The organism is Marvinbryantia formatexigens DSM 14469, from assembly GCF_025148285.1.
GTDB lineage: Bacteria > Bacillota > Clostridia > Lachnospirales > Lachnospiraceae > Marvinbryantia > Marvinbryantia formatexigens.
Map to the genome: position 1 here is coordinate 4,451,917 of NZ_CP102268.1, position 25,283 is coordinate 4,477,199.

Annotated in this window: 23 protein-coding genes and 2 pseudogenes; 3 read left to right on the top strand and 22 right to left on the bottom strand. The window is 50.0% G+C overall.

Translation table 11 applies throughout. The features are described from left to right. Positions 1-25: 25 nt before the first annotated feature. The 7 genes from NQ534_RS20815 to NQ534_RS20845 all read right to left on the bottom strand — a co-directional run bounded on the left by NQ534_RS20815 (position 26) and on the right by NQ534_RS20845 (position 4,634). A complete protein-coding gene (locus tag NQ534_RS20815) occupies positions 26-772 on the bottom strand; it encodes a TraX family protein (protein ID WP_006861733.1) in 747 nt (248 codons plus the stop codon). A 58-nt stretch (positions 773-830) separates the two neighbouring features. Further along, positions 831-1,832 carry an aldo/keto reductase gene (locus tag NQ534_RS20820; protein ID WP_006861732.1) on the bottom strand — a complete coding sequence of 334 codons (1,002 nt, stop codon included), beginning with the start codon at positions 1,830-1,832 and terminating at the stop codon, positions 831-833. Between the two features lie 30 nt (positions 1,833-1,862). Then, entirely contained in the window at positions 1,863-2,399 is a 537-nt protein-coding gene (locus tag NQ534_RS20825; protein ID WP_006861731.1) for a flavodoxin family protein, read from the bottom strand. A 23-nt stretch (positions 2,400-2,422) separates the two neighbouring features. Further along, positions 2,423-2,722: an aldo/keto reductase gene (locus tag NQ534_RS20830; RefSeq protein ID WP_006861730.1), complete on the bottom strand. Its 300-nt coding sequence runs from the start codon at positions 2,720-2,722 to the stop codon at positions 2,423-2,425. Between the two features lie 3 nt (positions 2,723-2,725). Next, positions 2,726-3,301, bottom strand: a complete 576-nt coding sequence (locus tag NQ534_RS20835; RefSeq protein ID WP_006861729.1) for a flavin reductase family protein — start codon at positions 3,299-3,301, stop codon at positions 2,726-2,728. 1 nt (position 3,302) lies between these two features. Then, positions 3,303-3,653 carry a MerR family transcriptional regulator gene (locus tag NQ534_RS20840; RefSeq protein WP_006861728.1) on the bottom strand — a complete coding sequence of 117 codons (351 nt, stop codon included), beginning with the start codon at positions 3,651-3,653 and terminating at the stop codon, positions 3,303-3,305. 102 nt (positions 3,654-3,755) lie between these two features. Further along, entirely contained in the window at positions 3,756-4,634 is an 879-nt protein-coding gene (locus tag NQ534_RS20845; protein ID WP_330371614.1) for a LysR family transcriptional regulator, read from the bottom strand. 184 nt (positions 4,635-4,818) lie between these two features. On the opposite strand from NQ534_RS20845, the pseudogene NQ534_RS20850 reads away from it, so the two are divergent. Continuing rightward, a pseudogene (locus NQ534_RS20850) lies at positions 4,819-6,190 on the top strand (transposase). Positions 6,191-6,830: 640 nt separating this feature from the next. Continuing rightward, a complete protein-coding gene (locus tag NQ534_RS20855; protein ID WP_006864506.1) occupies positions 6,831-7,214 on the top strand; it encodes a plasmid mobilization protein in 384 nt (127 codons plus the stop codon). A 69-nt stretch (positions 7,215-7,283) separates the two neighbouring features. Here NQ534_RS20855 and NQ534_RS20860 read toward each other — a convergent pair whose 3' ends face one another. From NQ534_RS20860 to NQ534_RS20875, 4 genes are all read right to left on the bottom strand, one after another. Then, positions 7,284-7,868, bottom strand: a complete 585-nt coding sequence (locus NQ534_RS20860; protein ID WP_006864505.1) for a hypothetical protein — start codon at positions 7,866-7,868, stop codon at positions 7,284-7,286. Then, positions 7,865-8,050, bottom strand: a complete 186-nt coding sequence (locus NQ534_RS20865; protein WP_040785514.1) for a hypothetical protein — start codon at positions 8,048-8,050, stop codon at positions 7,865-7,867. The genes NQ534_RS20860 and NQ534_RS20865 overlap by 4 nt, the downstream gene beginning before the upstream one ends. Before the next feature lie 344 nt (positions 8,051-8,394). Further along, positions 8,395-9,129 (bottom strand): hypothetical protein, encoded by a 735-nt coding sequence (locus tag NQ534_RS20870; RefSeq protein ID WP_040785511.1) that lies wholly within the window; start codon positions 9,127-9,129, stop codon positions 8,395-8,397. A 155-nt stretch (positions 9,130-9,284) separates the two neighbouring features. Continuing rightward, positions 9,285-9,776: a GNAT family N-acetyltransferase gene (locus NQ534_RS20875; RefSeq protein WP_040785508.1), complete on the bottom strand. Its 492-nt coding sequence runs from the start codon at positions 9,774-9,776 to the stop codon at positions 9,285-9,287. A 259-nt stretch (positions 9,777-10,035) separates the two neighbouring features. Here NQ534_RS20875 and NQ534_RS20880 point away from each other — a divergent pair, with 259 nt between their 5' ends. Further along, positions 10,036-11,400 carry an MATE family efflux transporter gene (locus NQ534_RS20880; RefSeq protein ID WP_040785505.1) on the top strand — a complete coding sequence of 455 codons (1,365 nt, stop codon included), beginning with the start codon at positions 10,036-10,038 and terminating at the stop codon, positions 11,398-11,400. Here NQ534_RS20880 and NQ534_RS20885 read toward each other — a convergent pair. The 11 genes and pseudogenes from NQ534_RS20885 to aspS all read right to left on the bottom strand — a co-directional run bounded on the left by NQ534_RS20885 (position 11,370) and on the right by aspS (position 24,716). Then, complete coding sequence (locus tag NQ534_RS20885; RefSeq protein ID WP_050778389.1) at positions 11,370-12,056, bottom strand: winged helix-turn-helix transcriptional regulator; 687 nt, start codon at positions 12,054-12,056, stop codon at positions 11,370-11,372. The two genes, NQ534_RS20880 and NQ534_RS20885, sit on opposite strands and share 31 nt — an antisense overlap. 358 nt (positions 12,057-12,414) lie before the next feature. Further along, entirely contained in the window at positions 12,415-13,431 is a 1,017-nt protein-coding gene (locus NQ534_RS20890) for an ABC transporter permease (protein ID WP_006864497.1), read from the bottom strand. A gap of 52 nt (positions 13,432-13,483) precedes the next feature. Beyond that, positions 13,484-14,179, bottom strand: a pseudogene (locus NQ534_RS20895) (ABC transporter ATP-binding protein); the annotation flags it as partial. Positions 14,180-14,182: 3 nt separating this feature from the next. Continuing rightward, entirely contained in the window at positions 14,183-15,394 is a 1,212-nt protein-coding gene (locus NQ534_RS20900) for a COG1470 family protein (RefSeq protein WP_040785501.1), read from the bottom strand. 347 nt (positions 15,395-15,741) lie between these two features. Continuing rightward, positions 15,742-17,874 (bottom strand): anaerobic ribonucleoside-triphosphate reductase, encoded by a 2,133-nt coding sequence (gene nrdD / locus NQ534_RS20905; protein WP_006864493.1) that lies wholly within the window; start codon positions 17,872-17,874, stop codon positions 15,742-15,744. 157 nt (positions 17,875-18,031) lie between these two features. Beyond that, on the bottom strand, positions 18,032-18,295 hold the full coding sequence (locus NQ534_RS21940; protein WP_074680149.1) for a hypothetical protein: 264 nt from the start codon (positions 18,293-18,295) through the stop codon (positions 18,032-18,034). Beyond that, positions 18,270-19,556 (bottom strand): hypothetical protein, encoded by a 1,287-nt coding sequence (locus tag NQ534_RS20910; protein ID WP_143115845.1) that lies wholly within the window; start codon positions 19,554-19,556, stop codon positions 18,270-18,272. The genes NQ534_RS21940 and NQ534_RS20910 overlap by 26 nt, the downstream gene beginning before the upstream one ends. A 175-nt stretch (positions 19,557-19,731) precedes the next feature. Then, entirely contained in the window at positions 19,732-21,168 is a 1,437-nt protein-coding gene (gene gatB, locus NQ534_RS20915; protein WP_006864491.1) for an Asp-tRNA(Asn)/Glu-tRNA(Gln) amidotransferase subunit GatB, read from the bottom strand. Continuing rightward, positions 21,169-22,641, bottom strand: a complete 1,473-nt coding sequence (gene gatA / locus NQ534_RS20920; protein ID WP_176944207.1) for an Asp-tRNA(Asn)/Glu-tRNA(Gln) amidotransferase subunit GatA — start codon at positions 22,639-22,641, stop codon at positions 21,169-21,171. 25 nt (positions 22,642-22,666) lie between these two features. Then, entirely contained in the window at positions 22,667-22,960 is a 294-nt protein-coding gene (gatC, locus tag NQ534_RS20925) for an Asp-tRNA(Asn)/Glu-tRNA(Gln) amidotransferase subunit GatC (RefSeq protein WP_006864489.1), read from the bottom strand. 10 nt (positions 22,961-22,970) lie between these two features. Beyond that, positions 22,971-24,716: an aspartate--tRNA ligase gene (aspS, locus tag NQ534_RS20930; RefSeq protein ID WP_006864488.1), complete on the bottom strand. Its 1,746-nt coding sequence runs from the start codon at positions 24,714-24,716 to the stop codon at positions 22,971-22,973. Positions 24,717-25,283 lie beyond the last annotated feature (567 nt).

Sequence of the window (25,283 nt, forward strand, 5' to 3'; positions counted from 1 at the left end):
TTTCTTTTTGTTAATTATATAGGATCTATATCTGCCGCATCAAAAATAAAAGTACAAGATGCAGCGGATAAAACCAGTAATATCCCCACTTTATTATTTTGCTTTTTCTTCCCATTTCCCCGTTATACATGAGAAAGAACGGGATTGCCAGAAAAACTCCCAACCGGCAGGACAACGGCGTATCCACCTGGTACACAGCCAACTGCAGCAGATAACCGCATGCTACTACGGTAAATGAGAGTATTTGCATTCGGATATTCTTATGAAAAATCCCAAAACCCAGAATCCAGAAAACCGCAATATAATTCCAGTCAGCGGAATACGCCAGCAAACAGCAGACGGTAATAATCAGGCATTTTAAACCTTTCGGAAGCCCTTCTTTCTGATATGCAGAAAGCGCTATCAATCCCATAAGCAGGGAAACCATAACGTCTGTTGATTCCCATACGGCAAAAATGTTATGCCCAAAACAAAGGTTGTAAGGAATATGGGATATGACGGCAAACAGTAACAGCCTTCTTATATACCGTTTCAAATCCGATGTATAATGGTAACCTTCAGCAATAAAAAAACACATAATGGGCGATGCGATCCTTCCTGCCATACGGATATACCAGAACCCTGTTGAATTTGCCGGCAAAAATACGGTTGCCCAGTGATCCAATGCCATAGCGCACACTGCAATCAATTTTAATGAATTTGCATTCAAGGATACCCTGTACTGTACCGTTTCCATTTTTGTAAACTCTGCCATTTCATACATTGCATTCATTTGTCAATCTGTCTCTTTCCATTTTCTTCTATTTTCAAAAGTGTGGCTTGAAACCTTCCTAATACCAGTCGTGCTTTTCTCCCCTGTCAAGCGCACGAATCTGCTCCATCTCATCATCTGTCAAAGCGAAGTGATACAGTTCCGTATTTTCCCGAATGTGATCCGGATTACTGGAACCTGGGATTACCACAACGCCTTTCTGCAGATTCCAACGCAGAATTACCTGTGCGGAAGATACATTATGATTCGCTGCGATTTTTGTAATTACCGGATCGCCCAGCAATTCAGCGGTATGTCCCCTGCCTCCCAACGGATACCACCCCTGCATTACAATCCCCATATTCTGAACAAATGGAATAACCTCATTTTCCTGATAGTAGGGATGAATCTCGTTTTGTACGAGCGCAGGCACTATGTCCACCTGGGGGATGAAATCGGTCAGCTCCTCTATATACCAATTAGATAACCCAATGGAACGGATTTTCCCTTCCTCCACAAACTGCTCCATCACTTTATAGGCTTTTACATCGTTGTCATCCGGATGATGCAGAAGCATCATATCCACATACCCAATATCCAGCCTGTCCAGACACGCCTGAATAGATCGCTCCGGATTTTCCATTTCACTGCCGGGATAAAGTTTTGTAATTACAAAAACGTCCTCCCGCTGCACAATGCCTTCGCTGATCGACTCCCGTATCGCCTGCCCTACTGCCTCCTCATTGCCATATGCGGAAGCAGTATCAATTAGGCATACTCCATTAGCCAGGGCGGTTTTTACCGAATCAACACATTCGTCCTCCTGAAGGCTATAAGTTCCCAATCCATTGATAGGCATTTCATAACCGCTGTTAAGCGTCACTGTCTTTGTATCAAAATCAAACTCTGCTTTCATATTGTCCTGGTCATCTGCGAATAATCTTTCTTCTTTTTCCTGTGAACCTCCCGCTTTTTGTTCACTACTGTCTTTCATCTCGTCTGCGCTTATTCTATCTTTTCCATATACAGCCAGACCAAACAGTAACAATACAGCAAGTACCGTTCCAAATATTTTCTTCATTATCCAACCTCCTCGCTGTACGGCCTTTCCCTACAGTAACTTTCTTCCCAGCTCATATGCTTTTTCCGGAAATTCTGACTGCTGTGTCATAAACAGCGTCCCGCATCCTCTTCCGGAAATGATTCCCATATCCTGCAGGTTCAGATACCTGACCAGTGTTTTATAATGTTCTTCCAGTGCGTCAAATGTCCATCCATCGTTATTCCAGGCTGCTGCAAGCAATGCCGATTTCATATGCTTTCTTTGTATGCTTCCGTTAAAAGCACAAAACCTGTCAATCAGAATTTTAAGCTGTGCGGACATTCCATAATAGTAGAGCGGTGTGACAAATACAAGCATATCGGCGCTCAGTATCTCCTTTTTTATCCATTCCATATCATCCTTCTGCACACATGGACCATCGTATCCGCAGGCAATGCACCCTTTGCATGGGTTGATATGACAGTGTGCGGCATCAATGATAACCACTTCATTTCCTGCTTCCTTTGCGCCTTTCGCAAATCTTTCCGCAAGCATATTTGACGACCCTCTTTTATTCGGGCTTCCTTCCAATATTACAATCTTCATTTCCTTCCCCTTCTGTTACAGGTTTACTCCATTATCTTTTCCCAATACCGGACACTTGAAAGTTCCAGCTTATCTGCAGCATTTTCCATACAGAAGATTGTAGAAAGAATCAATTTCTTCCGTTCCGTATCCTTTGTCAGTTCTCCCAGAATGTTTTCAGATACGCCCATCCCATAAACAACTGCCGTATCCCACAGATTCAGTCCATTATCCATTGCTGCCTCATATACTTCCTTTAAGTCTGATGCAGTGTAATGGTTCCCGAATGTCCCATCATTGCCCCATGCCCATGCTCCCAATGCCGCTTTCGGTAAATACTTCATAAATCATTCCTCCTCATCCGTCACGATATTACTTTTGTTTTTTCCCCATCCCATGCAGTTTCCGATCACTTCTCCCGTTCTCAGGTATTCATAGGTTGGCATTTCAAAAAGTACCGGTTTCAAAACACGATAATCAATTTTTCCTTCATCTGTGAGAGCCTCTTCATTCACATATGTATTTGTTATTCCACAGATAAAACTTTCAAATCCCTCTGTACGGTAAACATCTTCTACAAAGCACTCCATAACAACAGGAGATTGTTCAATCATCGGTGTTCCTGTTTCTCCCATACAAAAATCAAACAGTCCCGATTTATCCGCTTTGGCTCCGCTGATACACCCGGCATAATCAGCAAGCGGCAGCAATGCTTCATCTACAATATTGATACTCAGCTTTTGGTTTTCCCGAATCCCTTTATTCGTATAATGGTTCTTTGCAAGGCTGACCATCACACGGTCATGTCCGATAATCCCTACATGCCCTGCCAGTACCCAGTTTGGCTTTCCTTCCACCATTGCCCCTACCACTACCAGCGGCGTGGGATACAGGCCAATGAGTGCTCCTATATTTTTCTTCATATCATTCTTTTCCTTTCTGTGTTTTGTAGCGAAGATAGTCCAGATCTTCCAGCCGTTTTTCCTGGAAATGAATTTCATCCAATGTCTGATCCCGCTTCTGCTTCAGAATCCTCATTCTTTCAGCCGTTGTAACATCCCCACGAAGGTATAATTTCATATACTGTTCGATTTCCTTCTCCTGAAATCCTATATTGTGGAGTGTCATAATCATTCCAAGACGCTGCAGATCCTCGTCATCATACTGCCAGTTCCCCATTACTTTTTTTACCTGGTCGCACAGATTCCACTTTTCATATTCTTTCAGAATTTCCATTGGAATCTGGTACCGCTCGCTTGCTTCCTGAATTGTCATAGACGATTTATCACCCCTGTCTGTAAAATAATTTTATTAAAAAAATAGATGCCCTTCCGGACATCTACAATATAACATTCTTCCTTTCTTCATGTCTAATACCTATTCTAAATTTTCAGAAATGCTCATTTTGTATTTCTTTAAAAAATCAATAAATTTATATACCGCCTGCGACGCAATCTGATTTTTCTTCCACACAATGACTGCCCCTGTTTCTACCGCAGGCGACAGCGGCACAAACCGCAGATTATCATACTCTATCCCAAGATGGAAACAAACAGCGCAGCCTATCCCTCTCTCTACCATCACAGCAGCATTGTTAATCAGGTTATAGGTTCCCGCTATCTGTATCTGGTCAAAATAATGGTCAAACCAGCTCGCCAGTTCGTTCTGAACCATCGGACGTTTTACCATGAGCAGGGGAACCTGCAGCAGATCCTCTGGTCTGATATACTTTTTATCTGCCAGCGCCGAATCCTTCCGAACCAGTATTCCCCATCTTTCACGCCCATCCAAGCGGACAAAATTGTATTTTGATATGTCTACCGGTTCTGTCAAAAGTCCAATATCCAACAAGCCCTTATCCAGACGTTCCTTAATATCGTCTGCATTTGCCGTATAAAAATCATACGAAACCGCAGGGTATTCTTCCCGAAACAGTGAAAGAATCTCTGCCAATTCATGCACGCCTTTTGTCTCGCCGCTCCCGATCACAATCTCGCCGGATATACTTTCTTCTTTATGTTGAAATTCCTTTTCTGTTTTATCCGCCAGCGCAACAATCTCCTGCGCCCTTCTTTTTAAAAGCATACCATCTTCCGTTAAACGGATACTATGATTACTTCTCTGGAACAGTTTAACATCCAGTTCCTGCTCCAGTTGCTGAAGCTGGCGGGAAAGCGTTGGCTGCGTAATATGAAGCAGGTCTGCCGCTTTTGTAATGTTTTCTTCTCTGGCAGCCATTAAAAAATATCTTAACACTCTTATCTCCATGAACGTATCACCTCACTGTGTTAAATATATTAGGCGTTTGCGAAACGCCACAGCCCGCATAAAATCGGGCTTTTTTCTTTGATAAAATAGAACAACTCCTCACAGGTTTGTGGTAAAATTTAAGTGACCAAACAAAAATCAACCATATCCACCTGAAAGGAGTTGTACCTATATGATACCATACAATCAGCTTTCTTTGGCAGATATTTTTTCAGATTGCCAGGAAATTTTTGAATCTGACAGACCTCAGTTTCTGTCCCTCTTACAACAGCACATTGACCTTGATGAAATTGTTCCTGCTTCCTTCCGGAAGCATTTCTATGCATCAACGGGCAGATCCCGTAAATACCCTCTGAACGCTTTTTTATGGGCGCTTATCATCCAGCGGATTTTTTCTGTCCCTACTGACTCCCTGCTCCTTGTTTTCCTTCAGTATTCCCGGCATCTCCGTGAATTCTGTGGTTTCAACAAGGTTCCAGATGCTTCTAAAATCACCCGGTTCAAGCAGGATTTCCTTGAAGATCTGCAGCTCCTTTTTTACCACCTGGTTGATCTTACTGAACCAGTCTGCCAGGCAATCGATTCTGCCAGAGCAGACATAACCATCTTTGATTCCTCTGGCATAGAGGCCTGGGTTACGGAAAACAATCCCAAATATGCCAACCGTATTATCAAACAGCTCAAAGCATATGCAAAGACCATGCATTTTGATCAGAACTATGACCCTTACAAGGCTGCTTACGGCTCCATGCCTTCCCATGCCGCCGCAAATCCCGATATTAAGCAGCTTTACATTGACGGGCATTTCTGTTATGCCTACAAATTTGGCATTGTCCGGCATATCGACCTCTACAATAAGGATTTTTTTGATATGCATCCTGAAATTGTTCTTGAAAAGAAGTCCGGTTCTCCGGATGAGGATAAATCGGTCCATGATGCCAGGCTGCTTATCCCTACTTTACAGGACCTTTTTGCTGCCCATCCCCTCATCAGCCCGGATATTTTTTTAGGAGATGCCGCCTTTGACTCCGCCAGACTTTATAAAGAGCTTCTTTTAGGAGACACCTTTAGCATGGATGCTGACGGTAATGGCATTCACTTTCAAAAAGCCTACATCCCATTAAATTCCCGTTCCGAACTGGAAAACAGTGACTGTTCCGTAAATGAAAATGGGATCCCCTGTTGTCCGGATGACCCATCCCTTCCCATGAAATATGAAGGGACCAGTAAGCGGAAGAACGGCATTGTGCGCTATAAATTCAGCTGTCCAAAAGTCAGATGGGAAAAGAATCCTTCCACAGGAAAATATCACCGTGTCTGTCACTGTGACACTCCCTGCACATCTTCACCATGCGGAAGAATGGTATACCTTTACCCGGAAAAAGACTTCCGTACTTATCCCGGCACTGTGCGTGGGACTGAAGAATGGAACGATACATACAGGATCAGAACCACTGTGGAACGCTCCATCAGCCACTTCAAAGACAGCTTTGGGATCGCCGGCCGCAAGACGCAAAATGAGAAAACGCTTCATGCTGATCTGATCCTGGCCGGCATCACACAGCTTATCGGAGTGATTCTGGCTGATAAGATCGAACAGCATCAGTACATCCGAAGCCTTAAACCCCTAATTGCATAGAAGTTACTATTTTTAAAACAAGTTTTTTCATTTCCCTCAATAAATGCGCCCATTTCCTGTTCAATTCCAACTTATATCATGATCCACCATGTTTTTCCGTTCTTTTCAATCTCAGATATTCTAAACTCCCAAGCTTCGGCACTCATTAGAGCTATATCCGGAACCTGTTTCGCAATTACCTATTAAATATATCATTGCCACTTAAAAGAAACAATTACTTTTTCCCATTTATGTACTCTATTGGTTTTTTTGCAGAAAAACTTCTACACCTCGAAGAGCAAGATTCGCCGCGTATTACAGAAACCCCATTCGGGGATTTCTGCATACCGACAATCTTGATGGGGATTCCGGTCCCCATACCCTCGGATAATGCACATTTTATAAAAATGTGCAAGTTGGCTCCTGTTAAAAACAGTCGCAGCGTGATTCTATCTATCACGAAAATCTCATGATTTTGTTAAAAATATTTTTCTCTACTATCCATATGCTCTTCCCAATCGGCTTATATATGAATACAATTTTACGGAAAGGAAACATGAAATTTTATGGCAAGACCGAGAAAAGAACCAGAAATAACTTACACGCACCACATCAACCTCCGGCTTACAGATGTTCAATATGAAATTATATCTGAGAATGCCCGGCGAGCCGAGCTATCACTCTCCGAATATATACGCCGCCAGTTAATGAAAGGGAAAGTCATTGCAAAATACGAACTTGTGGCAGATCTGCCGGAACTAAAGAAACTGATTTTTGAATTTGGAAAGATTGGGAATAACCTGAATCAGATTGCCCGCCACTTTAATACTGGCGGCATCCATTCACTGGAAATGCGTAAGACAATCGGACAAGGACTTTCTGATATTTTTAAAATGAAAGAAGAAGTGTTGAAAATGGCAGGAGATTTTCAACAGGTCAGAAAAATTTAGTCCTACCTTCTGATAGTATCAAACGTTAAAAAGCCAGAAAGTTCCATTACTCACTTTCTGGCTTAAATGCTAAAAGAAATTAAATAGCTGAATGTACTTTGTATGGTCATTTACGGAATATCTTTCGTTAAATGGCATAAAGCCATTCTTTTCACTCTGGTAGAAATTCAATAGCTTTATCTTATCCTCACATTCCAGAAACACGATTCCCCCGCCAATATCGTGCTGAACCTTCTCCAGAATTTCAAATGTCAGATCCATCAATTCATTTCCATTGATTCCCTTTCCTTCATCCACAGCATAATTTTTCCCAAACTGCGCGATCAGAAAGGCGGATACCGTATAGCTGTCTGATTCCGAATCCAGTATTGCATATCTGCTTATTTTCTTCCGCTTAGAATTGGACAGATTTGCACTGCCAATCTCAACCGCTTTATGGGCCAGTGTAAAAACCGCCGCTATCTTACCATGTTCATTTACCACAAAATATGTAACGGACAGTTTCTTCCTTGCAAACTCAATCGCATTATTTACTACGAATTGTTCAATTTCCGGATTAATCGGACAGGAAAAATCGGAAAGACACTTTTTCAGTTCTGCCTCTCCGATTGCTCCCAGCATATCTAAAATATTTATCGTATCGAACTGTCTCATTTGCCTGTTTCTCCCTTTGCCATCAGCCGCCGGATCGCATCATAATCTGTCAACGGCGGTTTTACTGGTGCAGACGGCTTTCTCTTAGGCTTATTCTCTGAAGCTGCCAGCGCATCAATAAAGGCTTCCGCCTGCTTCGGATCGTCAATACGAACTTTTGCAAAAATACTCGATGTAGCCATAATCGCACCTCCTTCTCCAAATGGCTTATAATAGTATATGCTGAAAAGACAATCAACCATATCATTTGCTTTACTGCCTTTTCTTTAGTTTTATTCTAAATCAGATTTTTCCGGACGTCAACCACCATATTTTTTATTATTTTATGGAATAATGGCATGTCCCGGTTTCATGAATTTCATGCGGATACCAGGAGTGCGTCCCGGTTTAAATATAAAAAACCTTACCGCCGCACCCGGCAGTCTCTGGTCCCTGCACAGGTTCGGCGGTAAGGTACACACACAAAAAGGAGAAAAGGTATTCTATATGAAAAAATTAGTATGCATCTTTATACTCTATGTATATTCTATGACTGCTGCACGACCATAATCTGTACGGCGTTTCCGTCCTCATCCAGCTGAATCGCCAGGATGTCGCCTTCCAGTATATCCGTCAGTGCAAGCTCTTCTGCTTCCGACAGCTCTTCCGTTCCTTCGTCTGCAGTATCCGTCAGCTCCGTGTTTTCTGCGGTTTCTGCTTCTGTTGTATCTTCCGCTGCCGTGCTGTCACTGTCTGTCAGTGTTTCTGTATCATCCGCTTCCTCTGCGGTTCCGTCCTCCTGGGAATCTTCAAGGTCCTTGAGGCTTTCTTTTGCCGTTTCCCAGTCTACCTGCAGAATTGTAACATCCTCCGCTACTGTCACGGTTTTTTCCTCGCCCGTCAGCTCAAGCTCTGGTTCCTGGGCTGTCCCGGAGGTATCGGATGTATCTGCTGATGTGTCGTCTGCCGTCGCGGTATCCGTGGTGTCCTCCGATGCCGCCTCCGTGTCGTCCTCTGCTAAAACGTCCCCGGAAGCGCCGCTCTCTCCGGCATCCGTATCGTCCTCAGGCAATGTTCCGACTGCAATCGTAATACTGTCTTCACCGACCTCCTTTACTTCCCCGATAATTATGTCAGATTTCTCCTGCTCCCCGGTCTCTTCTGACGAAAGAACCGTTTCACTTACTGCTTCTGTATCTTCCTCAGCAAAAGCGCTCACTCCGGATACAGCAAGAGCCAATCCCAAAATTACCGCTATCTGTTTTCTTCTCAATGTTATCAAATCCTTTCCTGCTCCCCCTGCGGGGATTCTTCGTAGCTACTATTTCCTGTCGACACTGATAATATAACAAATAAATATGTCCGGTTTGTGGAGACGAAGTGACTCTTTTGTGGTGATTTTGTTATCTGATTATTAACAAAATATAAATCAGAAAATTACAGTTTTTCGTATGCGATCCGCGGGGAACCGTCCCCGGTGTAAATGATGCCGCATTCCCGGAAACCGTTCTTTTTTATAAGATGCTGCATCACTTTATTGTCCTTGTGGGTATCTATCCGCAAATGCCGGATCTGCTGTTCTGCAAACGTCACAGCCGCACCAAGGATTCCATGTACCGTCCCGTCCCCCGCAACACGGTGTATTGTACCGTAAACCTCATCAGACAGCCATCTGCCCTGCTCTATCCTTGCATAAGTCGGATCTTCTCCAATAAAAAAAGTAAAAACGCCATGAATCACAGCTTTCTCTTTTATCACGTATAGCTGTCCGGCTCTGATATCCTCCGCAACCAGCTCTTCCGGCGGATAACTGTCCTTCCATTGGAACGCATTTCCCGTCTTTTTCATAAATCCGCGCGCATACGCATAAATCTCCAGTATTCCCGGCAGATCCTGCTCTTCTGCCTTAATTATCTCAAATTTCTGCATCTTTTCCCTCCTTATGATATAGCCCCCAATATGATGCCTACGGAATGTTTCTGTGAACGAAGTAAACAATACTGGAATTATAGCATAAATTTCCTCTTCCGTCACCTCTCATTGACCGGATGCTTCTGCTGTGATATAATCCATTTGCTGTGAACGGATTGAACAGTAACATCATCCACGATGTCAGGATTCCGTGAGCGCACAGAGCGCAAAAATCGTGACATCATGGGTATCATTTCAAAAGATAAAGGTGAGGATTATGAAGAAACGCAACTATGAAATCGATATGTGCAGCGGCACCATCATGGATAAGCTGATTACATTTTCACTGCCGCTGATGCTTTCCGGCGTTCTGCAGCTTATGTTTAATGCTGTGGATATTGTGATTGTGGGAAGATTTACCGGAAGCGAGGCGCTTGCCGCTGTCGGCTCCACTTCCGCCCTGATTAATGTATTTACCAATCTGTTTATGGGAGTTTCGCTTGGCAGCAATGTGCTGGCTGCCCGCTTTTATGCGTCCGGAAGGACAAAAGAAATGTCGGAGACGGTACATACCTCGATTCTGTTCGCTCTGATAAGCGGAATTGTCATGGCTGTTATCGGGCTGATTTTTTCCCGCGCCGCCCTGGAGCTGATGGGAACGCCCGCCGATGTCATCGACCATTCCACGCTCTATATGCGGATTTATTTTCTGGGGATGCCCTTTTTTATGCTTTATAACTATGGCGCTTCCATCCTGCGCGCCGTCGGCGATACCAGAAGACCGCTGATTTTTCTGATAATTTCCGGGCTGCTGAACGCCGGGCTGAATATGTTTCTTGTTATCGTGTTCCATCTGGGCGTTGCCGGTGTCGCCATCGCGACCGTTATTTCCCAGATGGTCTCCTGCGTCCTGGTGCTGCGCTGTCTGTGCCGCTCGGAAGGCAGCTATCAGCTCCGCCTGTCAGATCTGACGCTGAAATGGCAGTATCTGAGGCAGATTTTCCAGGTAGGCATTCCCGCCGGCATCCAGAGCACCGTCATCAATTTTTCCAACGTGCTCCTGCAGTCCTCCGTCAATTCCTTCGGCTCCACCGCGATGGCGGGATATACGGCGGCAAATAATATCTTAAGCTTTCTGTATGTGACGGTCAATTCCATCACGCAGGCGTGCATGAGCTTCACCAGCCAGAATTACGGCGTCGGCAATTACCGGCGCATGGACAAGATTCTTGCCGACTGTGTGGTGTTATCCGTCGGCGCCTCGACGGTGCTCGGCTGCGTCGCCTATTTCTTCGGACCGGAGATTTTAACGGTTTATACATCCGACCCGGAGGTCGTGAAATGCGGCACGGAGGTGCTCGCCTTCACCACAACCACCTATTTTCTGTGCGGTCTGATGGACCTGTTTCCGGGACCGATGCGCGGAATGGGCTATTCCGCCGTTCCGATGCTGCTGTCCATCATCGGGACCGTCGGCACCAGAATCGTCTGGATATTCGGCTTTTTCCCGCACAACCGGTCGCTTTCCTTCCTGTTTCTCTCCTACCCGGCGTCCTGGATTTTTTCTATCATTCTGCAGATCATCTGCCTTTATTTTGTCCGCAGAAGGGTTTATCCGGCGTCCGAAAGAAAGCTGCGGTAAAGCGCCTCCCCGGAAATGCTGTAGCCGACTGAGCGCACACAGCGTATCACGCTGCCCAGCCCGCTCTGCTGCCGGATGCTGCTGATATGCGTGTCAATATTGCGCTGGCTGCTGCGCATTCTCGACGGCAGCCGGTCGTTTATGTACTGGCGCGAAACCACGCGGTCCAGGTTTTCCAGCAAAATCAGCAGAATATCAAAATCCACCTGCCTCATCCGCAGCTCGGCGCCATTTCGGCACACGGTTCTGCTGGCGGGGCAGATTTCAATATTCCCGAACACCCAGGTGCGCTCCTGCCAGACTTTCGGGCTGACGCATTCCCGGACTGCCTTGCAGAAGGAAGCGTATTGAAAGGGATACAGTACCCGGCAGCCGGCATTCTCCAGGTCCCGTCCTGCCGTACTCCATTCCCCGGTGGAATCCGGCAGAAAGATTACCGGGAAACGAATGGAAATCACCAGAAATACATCCTTTTTCATCTTCTTCAGCGCTTCCCCGTCCGCCAGAATCAGTATTATACAGTCGTCCCTGCCGCCGTTTTCCCGCAGAAAGCATTCCAGGCTGCGAGTGCGCAGTCCTTCCCGGAAAGCGTATCTCTCAGCCTGTTCTCTCATTTCTTCATCCTGTATTCCATTTATAATTGTCAGTGCGCTCATGGTGCAACCTCCTGCAGATATAAATATATGATGCTTCCGGATTGCAGCGCACAGGCAGTCCTTCCAGGCTTTGCACCATGCATTCCTGCAATCCTGGCATCCAGTATAAAGCAGAAAGCTAAACCCAATTTAAACGCAGACTGTAAATTTGTGGATTCTTTGTGAACCGGTAACCGTTCCGCCAAAGAACCCTGTATGGCACCGTTGATTTCGCACGGCGCGTTACCTGTGAACGTAACCGTTCCGCCGCAGAGCGCCTGTATGGCACCGTTGATTTCGCACGGCGCGTTACCTGTGAATGTAACCGTTCCGCCACAGAACGCCTGTATGGCACAGCAGCGGGACGGTTATGCGGACATTAGCTCGAACGGATTTCCTGCCGCATAAATCCCACGTAGGAGCCGCCGAAGGCTATCAGCATCATCGCAACCAGCGCAACCAGATGCGGCCACACCAGCAGCAGGCTCTGTCCGAGGGACAGATAGCCCGAAATCGCCCCATCAAGCTGACTTACCGTCACCACGTTCACCGTGCGCACACTTGGGCTCATAATCGTCGACACCGCCTCGCTGTAAAGATAATACGGCGATATCCTGTTCAGATTCAGCGTCAGCGTATAGTTGCTCACGGAATTTACCATTGAATTATAGTAATCATCCACCGGATAAATCACGTTTGCAATGATGCTGGCAATCAGGCTCATAAACAGCGCGAAGAAAATCCACAGGGAGATCACCGCCAGCGCCGAGGTCGCCGAATGCCGGCAGAACACGGAAAATAAGATGGACAGTGCCAGCCAGAAAGCGATATACACCACCGTAAACAGAAGGAAAAAGAATATCCTGCCGATTTCCTCCGCCTGCGGCACCAGCCCGGTACTGAGCATTCCGACTGCCCCGATCAGAATCCCCATCGAAAATACCATAATCGTGATAACCGCACTGCCGGCAAGAAATTTTCCGATAATAATGGAATCCCGGTAAATCGGCTGCGCCACCAGCCGGTTCAAGGTTCCGGAGCTGCGCTCGCTGTTGATTGCGTCAAAACCCAGCGTCAGTCCCACAAAGGGACCGAGCAGCGCAATAAAGGTCATAAATGAGGGAATCGATTCCCCGCTTGTGCTGTACAGCTTTAAAAACAGAAAATTGCTGTCGTTCTCCACCGCCTCCGAGAATCCGGACAGCGCCCCGTAGAGGCTGGCAATACAGGTCGCGTAAATCAGTACGAGAATAATAAGGAAGCGCCTGCTCCGCAGATGGTCCGCCAGCTCCTTCCTGAAAAGTGCTTTCAGCCCGGTGCCGCCGCTCACATGTACGGTCTTTTCCGCCGTGCGGGGCATCTTTTTTGTTTTACTTTTTATTGCGATTGTTTTCATCACTCTGCCCTGCCTTTTCAAAATATAGTCTGTAAATCTCATCCAGGTCGGCGCCCTCCTGGTTCACCTGTCTGCCCAGCTCGGCAATCTTTCCGCACGCAATCAGCCTGCCGTTTACGAAAATACCCACCCGGTCGCATATCTGCTGAATCTGGTAAAGCTGATGGGAGGAAATGAGCAGCGTCCGCCCATCCTCGCTGGCAAGCTCGCGCATCAGTGTCAGCAGCTCCCGCATTCCCTCCGGGTCGATGCCGAGCGTCGGCTCATCCATGATGATGACGCGCGGGTCCTTCATCAGTACGTCCGCGATGCCGAGCCTCTGTTTCATACCCTTTGAGTAGGTTCCTGTTTTCTGGTCGCCGTATTCCTTCATACCGACCCGCACCAGCAGGCGCTCGATCCGCTCTTCTATTACTTCCTCCCCAATTCCGTTCAGCCTGCCGGTAAAGCGCAGATTCTGCCTGCCGGTCATATCCGGATAGAATCCGATGTTGTCCGGCATGTATCCGGCAATGCTTTTCACCGCCACCGGGTTGCGCGTGCAGTCAATCCCTTCGATGAACGCCCTGCCGGCGGTCGGCTCCGTCAGTCCGAGCAGCATCAGAATGGTCGTCGTTTTTCCGGCTCCGTTCGGACCGAGCAGACCGAAAATTTCACCTTTGTTGATGGAGAGATTGAGCCCGTTCACCGCAATTTTGCTCCCGTAGTGTTTGGTGAGCCCCTGCATCTCAATCATTTTCTGTTCCATATGCTACCTTCTCCCGTATTTTTTAAATAAAAAGCCAAGTCCGGCGAGCAGTACCACAATAATCGCCACCGCGACGATTCCCCACAGGGTCTGCGTCTTTACCGATACCCGGAACTCCGCCGTCGAGGTCGTCTCATCGTTGCTGACGGTAAGCGAGGTCACATAGTCTCCGGTAATCGCATCGGAGGACGGTTTGATGTAAGCGGTCAGCTCTTTTGTCGCGCCTGCTTCCAGCAGCTCGATATCCGATTCGTCGAAGCGCACTTCCCAGTCGGTCGGTGCCGAGGAGGTCAGATTCAGATTCGTCAGATCCACATTTCCGTTATTGGTGATGCTGATGGTCACCGCCTTCTCCTCGTTCGCGTAAGCATCCAGGCTTAAATTTCCGGTCGGCGTGGACAGCTCCACATCATAGGAGCCGGTAATCGTTACCTTCAGCTCTGTGGACAGTGTCTCGTTTGCGGAAATCGCCGTGCACGGGATGGTATATTCGCCCTCCGTGATGGTCTCTGGCGGCATTACATCCACCGTCAGCCCCTGGCTGGAGCCCGCCTCCACCGTAATGCTCGCCACATGGCTGCTCTCACCGGACGGTGTAAACGATACCTGCCAGCCGCTTTCTGCTTCCGCCGCCAGGCTGTAGGTCTGATCGGTTCCCCGGTTATTCACCAGCGTTGTATCAAAACTGAAGCTCGTTCCGGAAGCCCCCTGCTGCTCCGGATATTCCGAAGTAAAGCTGCTCTGCCCGTTATCCGTCTCCGATACATTCACCTCCAGCTCCAGTGTATCCGAGATACCGCCGCCCGCATCCGCCTTCAGGGTAATGCTGTAGGCGCCCTCCTCCGCCTCATCGGGAAGCGTCAGATTGAAGGTGGCAAGCTCTGAGGAGGCGTCCTCCGATTTATCGTCTATATGTACCTTCGAAATTTCACTGCTGTTGCTCTTAAAATACCCTTCCCAGCCCTCCGGGATTTCTTCCACGGAAAGCGCGGCATCGTAGCTCTCCCCGGAGAGACTTGCAAAATCCAGCCCGAAGCTGACGCTCTCTCCCGCCTTCACCGTAATGCCCGGATAGTCCGTGCTCATGTCGATGCCCGCGCTGTCCTCCTCTGTCTCCGCAGCAAACGCCGTCTGACAGCCTCCCGCTGCCAGCACCCCTGCCAGCATCGCTGCCGCCAGCCTGGCGCAGCCCCTTCTTCTCCATCCGTTTTCCATATCATTTTCCTGCCTTTCTGTAGTTTTATTTAGCCACCCAGCCATGCGGCAGATATCAGAAACAGATATATCATGCCTGCCATCTGAGCAGTTACATTTTTCAGTCCGCGGCGCGCCGCCGGAACCATCCGTAATCCGGCAGCATCCGCAGACCTTTATGAAAAATATTTTAGGGGGATGATATGGAGAATCATTGATAACTACGTAAGACAAGTATAAAAGAAACGCAAACTTTCTAAAAAATATATAAAATTGTCAAAAAATTGCGCGGTAAAAATGCAAAGGACTCCGGCGTCATATATCGTTCCGGAGTCCCTGGCTATATTTTTCTGCAGGAGTCTGCGTGCCTACATGGAGACGCGCTCTGCGATTTCCGCCATTTTTGCGGAGTTGAGCCGGGTATCGCCGTGTACGCGGCTATAGGAGAGATAGCCGTTCATGCGGTCGATTTTGGTGAGATTTTTGGAGCCGCATTTCGGGCACACGTCCATTTCCAGCTCCTGGTGCCCGCAGTCGTCGCAGTAAGCGAGGGAGAGATTGACGCCCTCATAATAACCCAGCTTCATGGCGCGCAGGATAAGACTTTTGATTGCTTCTTTGTTGTAGTCAATCGGGTAGCGCACATACTGAATCTTGCCGCCGTTGCACAGATCCCAGAAGCGCCCCTCCAGATCCTGCTTCTCTATCGGGGAAATATCCTCTGTCACATGGCAGTGGAAGCTGTTGCTCACATACGGACGGTCGGAAACGTTTTCCACGATGCCGTACTGTCTGCGGAACTGCTCCACCTGAAGACCGCAGAGGCTCTCCGCCGGAGTGCCGTAGATGGCGTACAGCCAGCCGTCCTCCTCCTTGAACTCGTTGACCTTTTTGTTGATGTACTGCATGACCTCCAGCGCAAACTGTCCGTCCTCGGCGATGGATTTGCCGTTGTAAAGCTCCTGCAGCTCATTGAGCGCCGTAATGCCGAAGGAGGAGGTCATCGGTTTTAAGAGCGGCTTGATTTTGGCTCCGGGGTCGAGGTGTCCGCCGTAAAAGCCGCCCTCGCAGTAGGCGAGCGGATTTGTCGAAGCGCGCATTTCTCCCAGATATTCGTAGGTGCGGATGTGGATATTCCGTATCATTTCCAGATAATAATCCAGCACCTCATAGAAATCGCGGCTCTCCTGGCGGGATTTCGCCAGGATCATCGGCAGATGCAGGCTGACCGCGCCCACATTGAAGCGTCCGACAAAGACCGGCTTGTCGTCCTTATCCGCCGGATGCATTCCGCCGCGCTCGTACCACGGGCTTAAAAACGCCCGGCAGCCCATCGGACTGATCACGCGGCCATACTGCTTGTACATGCTCGCCACATAGCCCTTGCCGGAGAGGGAAAGCCAGTCCGGATACATGGTCTTTGCGGAGCATTCCAGTCCCGCCTCAAATACATCCGCGCACGGCTTGCCGTCGCCGTGCAGGTTTTCGTCAAACAGAAATACGATCTTCGGGAACAGCACCGGCTTTTTATTGCCCGGCTTTCCCTGTCCTTCCTTATGCACATTCAGCAGGGAAATGCTGCACATCCGCTCAAAATCAGACTGTCCCAGACCTAACGTCATGGTGACAAACGGATAATCCCCGCGGGAGGAGCCGACCGTGTTCAGCTTATACTCGATTCCCTGCCAGCCCTGGTCGTAATCGCGCTTCACCTTATCGAGCGCATAGCGCTTCGCCCGCTCCTGTATGCCCTCCCAGGAGGCATCCGTGTATTTCAGAAATTCCTCCACGTATTTTTTATAGCTTTTCTCCGCGTAGGGCGCCAGAATCTTATCGACCTCCGGCACCGTAAAGCCGCCGTACTGCTGCGCCGCCGTGCTGAGCACGATATCGCCCATCACGTCAAAGGCGGTATCCAGCGTCTTCGGTTCGTTGTACCAGACATTGCCCATCTCAAAGCCGCCCTTTAACACCGAGCCGACATCGAACAGACAGCAGTTCATCGTATCCAGACGCGCGGACTGGTCGTGTATGTAGATATAACCATCCTTGCACGCCTGGCGCTCGTCGCGGGTCATAAAAAACTTCTGGTAAAGATTTTTGTTCAGCTCGTTGAAAATAAGACTGCGCTTTGTCGCCACCAGCGCGCTGTCCGTGTTGGCGTTGCTCTTATCGCCGATGTAGCGAATGGACTGGCTCTTTGTATATACGTCGTCCATCATGTGGATAAAATCCACTTTATAATTGCGATAATCGCGATAGCTCTTCGCGACCGCCGGGCTTACCTTCTCCAGGGCGCTCTCCACGATATTATGCATTTCCTGGATAGTAATGCCCTCTTTCCCCATCTCCTGCGCGCGTCTGGTCGCAAACTCACAAAGCTCCTCTATCTCCTGAGGCGTGAATTTATATAAAGCGCGGGCGGCAGATTTGTTCACTGCGACTACGATTTTCTCTACGTTAAACTCTTCCTCGGTCCCGTCCTTTTTGATTACATACATGTTATTTCCTCCCGTGTAACTATATCTGGTGTATTTTTTCTTACTAGTTTACAAGATGTAGTTCCAGTATAGAGGAAATTCCCTCTTTTGTAAAGAGGGAATTTAAGAAGATTTTATGATGCCAGGGTCAAAAGGTCTGAGCCCACATGAGCTTGCTCTATAGTGGGCGTAAGACCTTGGGACCCGCCCCGATATGAGCATAAAAGTGGGATGTATATCCCACGATATGCGAATAGCGGGTAGGGCGCTGGATGTCCGGTGGACATCCGTTTAGCGCGGACCGGAGCGAAGCGGAGATGTGGAAGTGCGAAGCACGTAACCCTAAAGGACTAGCTACGCGTCGCAATCCGCAGGCATCATATCGGGGGCTTTTGACCTCAATATCATTAAATACTTCATTCAAATGCCGGTCTGGTGTCATCCAGAATTTCATCCGCATCAAAGAAGTCCGTCAGATAGTCGGCGTACATGTATAAATCGTAGCCGTCCAGGGTCCGCCGCGTCTGCCGGACGTAATCCGGCTGCACCTCGATAAAGTCCGCCGTGGTCCAGATGCTGAAAAAGAACTGATAGCCCTTCTCCAGCAGCAGCGCCTGCCGGTCGGTGCCCGCCGTCACCTCTTCGCCGTATGGATAAATCAGCAGATCGGTATCGCCCACCAGAGAGCCGATTTTGTTACTCCACGCATCCAGGTCGTCCTCCAGCTCGCTGACATCCATATCGCTCTCCATCGTGTTGTCGGAAAAACCCTGGCAGGCGATCTGCCACCCGGTTTCCTTCAGCCGGTCCGCTATCGCCGCTATCGTGCTGCCTCCCGTCTCGATGCCATAGCCGAATACGCCCTCATAGCCGGTGACAGAGATAATCCCCTTCGCGCCGCGCAGTGAAAAGTCCGGATGCTCCTCCACAAATTCATCCACGATCGGCACGACGTCGTATGCCCCGACCAGCGTCTGCCCGGAGGCATCCGTGTACTCATTCATCACATTGCCGTTATCGTCCAGCACCATCCGTCCGGAGAAGCCGTCGCCCTCCTGGTAATCATAATAATTTGCCTCCGTAAAGGAAAGCACCATCGGAATCTTTCCCTCCGGAACAGCCGGCGTATTGACGGCAAAGCTGGTTGTCCCGTCCTCATTCTGCACCTCGACCACGCTCTCATGAACATCCATCAGCACATAACCGCGGTCGTAGAGCGACTGCAGAATCGCCTTAAATTCCTCCGTCGTCAGCGCCCAGTAATTATAATAATAGGCCATGTCGTCGTCATCAAACGCGCGCTCCGTGTCCACAATCAGTGACTTCACCGAAAGATGGGCGATATCGCCGCCGTATCCCTCCATCTGTCCGGAAAGGCGCTGATATTCAATCCTGGCACTGATCACGCGGTCGTCCTCCGCATGCTCCTCACTGATTTCGTTCAGCTCCGCCAGCGCCGCCTCGTAATCATAGGATGCGGCAAGCCGCGCCGCCCGCTCCAGATGCCCGGTCAGTTCTTCCTCCGCCGCTTCCTTCTGTTCCTGTATCTCACGCTGTGCCTTCATCTTCGGCGTTTCCACCGGTTCGTTATTTTCATACATGCCAAGCGTGCCGATGCTCTCCGCGATCTGCGCGTTCATCGTCGCGCGGCTGCACCCGGTCAGAACAGACAGAAGGATTATCATCAGTAAAACCGCCTGCACGCTGCGTCTCCCGCAAGGCGGTTCCTTTTTCGCAGGAAAATCCCTCCCGCAAAGCGGTTCCTTTTTCGCTGGAAAATGTTTCCCGTGAAAGAAAACAGATATACGTCTCTTCATGAAAGCTCCCCTTTCTCACAAGATAGTATATCTGCTCTTTGGCAAAAAAACAAGCCCCGGATTATCTGGATAAAATTTCCTTCAGCATTTTATTCACGGCGCCGGGATCCGCCTTGCCCTTCATCGCCTTCATCGTCTGCCCGACAAGGAACCCGATTGCCTTCTCCTTGCCGCCCTTATAGTCCGCAACCGACTGCGGATTTGCAGCGATGACCGCTTCCACCGTGCTGCGCAGCGCGCCCTCGTCATTGACGGTCTTCAGACCGTGCTCCTCCACGTATACCTCCGGGTCGATATCATCCGTAAAGATTTTCTCGAAGACCTCTTTCGCCACGCGGTTGTTCACCGTGCCGGCATCCGCAAGATTTACCAGCTTTGCCAGGTTTTCCGGAGAGAAGCGCAAATCCTCCGGCTCCTGCCCGTTCTCCTTTAAAAGACGCAGCGTCTCGCCCATCAGCCAGTTGGAGACTTTCTTCGGCTTTTTGCAGATGGCGGTCGCCTCCTCGAAGAGATCCGCCAGCCGCTTGGAGGATGTGAGGATACCGGCATCGTACTCCGGAATGGAAAATTCTTCCTTATAGCGCTGCAGCTTTTCCGTGCGCAGCTCCGGCTGTGCGGCGCGCACGCGCGCGATCCACTCGTCGCTGATATACACCGGCGTCAGATCGGGATCCGGGAAATAGCGGTAATCCTGCGCGTCCTCCTTGGAGCGCATCGCGTAGGAGTATTCTTTTGTGTCGTCCCACCGGCGCGTCTCCTGCACCACCGCTTCTCCCGCCTCCAGCAAATCTATCTGACGCTCCCGCTCGTTTTCGATGGCATGGGCGATCGCCTTAAAGGAATTCAGGTTTTTCATCTCGGTGCGGGTACCGAATTTTTCCGCTCCCGCCTCGCGCACGGAAAGGTTGACGTCCGCGCGCATGGAGCCCTCCTGCAGCTTGCAGTCGGAGGCGCCGAGATACTGGATAATCAGACGCAGCTTATCGAGGTAGGCAATTACCTCCTCCGCGCTGCGCATATCCGGCTCTGACACGATTTCAATCAGCGGCACGCCGCTGCGGTTAAAGTCCACCAGAGAGCAGTCCTCCCATTCATCGTGAATGAGCTTTCCGGCGTCCTCCTCCATATGGATTTCGTGAATGCCAATCGTCTTTTTGCCCTTCTCTGTCTCTATCTCGACGCCGCCGTCGTGACAGATTGGCAGATAAAGCTGCGAAATCTGGTAATTCTGCGGATTGTCCGGATAGAAATAATTCTTGCGGTCAAATTTGCAATGCTGGTTGATCTGGCAGTTGGTCGCCAGACCGACAGCGAGCGCATACTCTACCACCTGTTTATTTAAGACCGGAAGCGAGCCGGGCATTCCGGTGCAGACCGGGCAGGTGTGTGTATTGGGCGCTCCGCCGAACTGCGTGGAGCAGCCGCAGAAGATTTTCGTCTTTGTCGCCAGCTCTACGTGGACCTCCAGTCCGATGACTGTCTCATATTGCTTTGCCATTTACTCCACCGCCTTTCCCGCCAGCGCCGGCGCCTCGTAGGTGCGGCTGCACTCAAAGCTGTATGCCGCCCGGATGATTTTTTTCTCCTGGAAGCAGTCGCCAAGAAGCTGCAGCCCAATCGGCAGCCCTTTGCTGTCTCTTCCGCAGGGCACGCTGATGCCCGGAATCCCGGCGAGATTTGCCGAGATCGTATAAATATCGCCAAGGTACATCTGCAGCGGATTGGACAGGCTCTCGCCAAGCTTTGGCGCCGTGGCGGGTGCCGCCGGTCCCAGTATCACATCGTATTTTGCAAATGCCCTGTCAAATGCCTGCTTAATCAGCGCCTTTGTGCGCAGCGCCTTTAAATAATATGCGTCATAATAGCCGGAGCTGAGCACGAAGGAGCCCAGCATAATGCGGCGCTTTACCTCCGGTCCGAAGCCCTCTGATCGACTCTTTTTATACATCTGATGCAGCCCCTCGTATTCCTTTGCCCGGTAGCCGTATTTAATGCCGTCAAAGCGGGAAAGATTGGAGCTTGCCTCCGCCGAGGCGATAGTGTAATATGCCGGAATTGCGTATTCCACAAGGCTTAAATCAAATTCTTCCACCTCTGCGCCCTTCTCCCGCAGTACCTCAGCCGCTGCCAGAATCGCCTGCTTTACCTCCACATCCAGACCGCTGCCCAGATAATCGCGCGGGATCCCGATTTTCATGCCCTTCACATCGTCCGTCAGCGCCGATGTGAAATCACAGTCGTCGCGTTTTATGGAGGTGCTGTCCTTCCTATCCCAGGAAGCGATTACCTCCAGAATCGCCGCGCAGTCGCTCACGTCCTTTGCAACCGGACCAATCTGGTCGAGCGAGGAGCCGTAGGCGATCAGCCCGTAGCGCGATACAGTGCCGTAGGTCGGCTTGATGCCGGTGACACCGCAGAAGGAGCTCGGCTGGCGGATGGAGCCGCCGGTGTCCGAGCCGAGCGCGAAGGAGCATTCGTTTGCCGCCACCGCCGCGCAGGAGCCGCCCGACGAACCGCCCGGCACATGCTCCGGATTCCAGGGGTTCCGCGTCACTCCGTATGCGGAGGTCTCCGTCGTGCTTCCCATCGCAAACTCATCCATATTTGTCTTCCCCAGTACCACGACGCCCGCCGCCTCCAGATTTTCCACCGCCTGCGCCGTGTAGGTCGGCACAAAATTTTCCAGAATGCGGGAGCTGCAGGTGGTCAGCAGACCTTTTGTGCACATATTGTCCTTAATTGCCGCCGGAACCCCGGCAAGCGGACCGGTCAGCTCGCCCGCCTCAATTTTTTTCTGCACCTCTTCCGCCTGCTTCAGCGCGCCCTCCTCGTCGACGGTCACGTAGGCGTGAACAGTGCCCTCTAATCTTTTTATCTGCTCCAGCGCCGCCCGCGCCGCCTCCGGCGCGCTCACCTCGCCCGCCCGGATTTTCTTCGCAAGCGCAAGCGCCGTCATATCCATCAAATTCACATCGGTTCCCCCCTTCTGCATCATACTATTCTACCGTTCTTGGCACCACAAACGCTCCGTCCTTTTCCTCCGGCGCATTTTTCAGCATTGCTTCCCGGTCGTCCCCGTTTGTGACCATGTCCTCGCGGAACACGTTCTGCACCGGGAATACGTGCGACATCGGCTCAATTCCCGTGGTATCCAGCTCGTTTAATTTATCAATATAATCCAGCATTTTTCCCATGTCCGCCTTCGCCTGCTCTTTTTCCTCGTCAGACAGCTCCAGCTTCGCCAGGATACCGACATACTCTATCGTCTCGTCCGAAATGATATTTGCCATAGCTTCTCTCCTAATCTCTCACTTTAATGTGTACCTCGCGAAGCTGCTGCTCCGTGACCGTGCCCGGCGCGCCACACATCAGGTCTTCGGCGTTGCCGTTCATCGGGAAAGCAATGACCTCGCGGATGTTTTCTTCGTTCTTTAAGAGCATCAGCATACGGTCGATGCCCGGCGCCATACCGGCATGCGGCGGCGCTCCGAAGCAGAAGGCATTGTAGAGCGCCCCGAATTTGCTCTTTAAGACTTCTTCATCGTACCCGGCAATCTCGAAGGCTTTTTTCATAATCCGCATGTCGTGGTTGCGCACCGCACCGGACGACAGCTCCACGCCGTTGCAGACGATATCGTACTGATACGCCAGAACATCCAGCGGATTCATGGTTTCCAGCGCCTCCAGACCGCCCTGCGGCATGGAGAACGGATTGTGCGTGAATCCGATCTGCTTTGTCTGCGGTTCCTTCTCAAACATCGGGAAATCGTTCACATAACAGAACCGATAGGCGTTTTTCTCAAGGAGATCCAGCTTTTCGCCCAGCTCTGTACGGATCATACCGGCATAGTAGGCGGCGCGCTCCTCCTTATCCGCCATGAAGAAAATGGTGTCGCCCACGGAAAGCCCTGCAAGCTGCGCAAATTCTTCCTTCAGCTCCTCCGGAATAAATTTGTCGATCGGACCCTTGTAGGATTTATCCTCCAGCACCTCCAGATAGCCGAGCCCGCCCATGCCGATGCCGGTGGCGAATTTCAGCAGCCGCTCGTGGAAGCCCTTGGACATCTTTTCATGTACGCGGATAGCGCGCACAGTCCTGCCAAGAAACGGCTTAAAGGTGCATTTCTGGAAAAAGTCTGTCACATCGATGATGCGCAGCGGATTGCGCAGATCCGGCTTGTCGGTGCCGAATTCCAGCATCGCCTGCTTATAGCTGATGACCGGATACGGCGCTTTCGTGACCGCGTATCCCTCCGGCGCAAATTTTTCAAAGGTCGCCGTCAGCACCTCTTCGCCCACTTTGAATACTTCCTCCTGGGTGGCGAAGCTCATCTCGAAATCAAGCTGGTAAAACTCGCCCGGCGAGCGGTCCGCACGCGCATCCTCGTCGCGGAAGCAGGGCGCGATCTGGAAATATTTATCAAAGCCGGATACCATCAGAAGCTGCTTATACTGCTGCGGCGCCTGCGGCAGCGCGTAAAATTTCCCTTTGAATTTGCGCGACGGAACGATGTAGTCCCGCGCTCCCTCCGGGGAGGACGCGCACAGAATCGGCGTCTGGATTTCCAGAAAGCCCAGCTCTGTCATCTTCTGGCGCAGGAAGGAAATCACCTGCGAGCGGAAAATGATGTTGTCCTTTACTTTTTTGTTGCGCAGGTCCAGATAGCGGTATTTCAGGCGGACATCCTCGCGCACCTCGCGGCTGATCTGCACCTCAAACGGAAGATTTTTGTAAACACCGCCCAGAACGGTGATTTCGTGCGCCTCCAGCTCGATGGTTCCGGTGGGAATTTTCGGATTATAAGTCTCCTCATCGCGCTTTTCCACGATTCCTTTGATGGAGACCGCCTGCTCCCTGCGGATGCCATCCAGCAGCGCGCCGTCCCGCAGAACCACCTGCATCACGGCGTACATATCGCGCACATCCACAAACGAAACGCCGCCGTGGTCACGGATATTCTCCACCCAGCCTGCGATGCGCAGCTCCTTTCCGATATCCGCCTCACTCACCTGGTTCAATGTCACATCTCTGTAAATATTGCTCATAATCTGCACTCCTCCTATTCTTTCCGCCGTGCACCTCCATTTCGCTTCGCTCCATGTCGGTCGCGGGGCTGATGCCCTATAAATCCGCCTTTTTCTGCGTTTGCCTGCATACCAGCATGCGCAAACTCCGAAACACCGGATTTGCACGGCTACATTCTTTCCCGCAAAAAACCCCGGAATACAAACGTATTCCGGGGCGAATAAATCTCTTTATCCGCGGTACCACCCGCATTCACAGAATCCGCGGATTCTGTCTCAAAAGCATATAACGTCTGCTTTACGTACCGACCTACTGCAGCCTGAAAAGCGTTCCCCGCAGAAAATTCCCGCGTTTTCCCGCATCAGAAAAGCCGCCCGTTCAACCGGTCTGCTCCGGAGTGTTCCCTGTATGCCCCTTCCCTTAAACAGCGCTCTCAGTCGGTGACGCCGTATTCCTGTCAAGTTCCCTGGCAAGAGTCTCCTTCATCGCATTTATCATGTTCTCAATCATAACATACCATTTTTTTAATTACAAGACCCGTTTTAATGAAATATATTTATCAATATAATGTAAAATTCTCATGAATC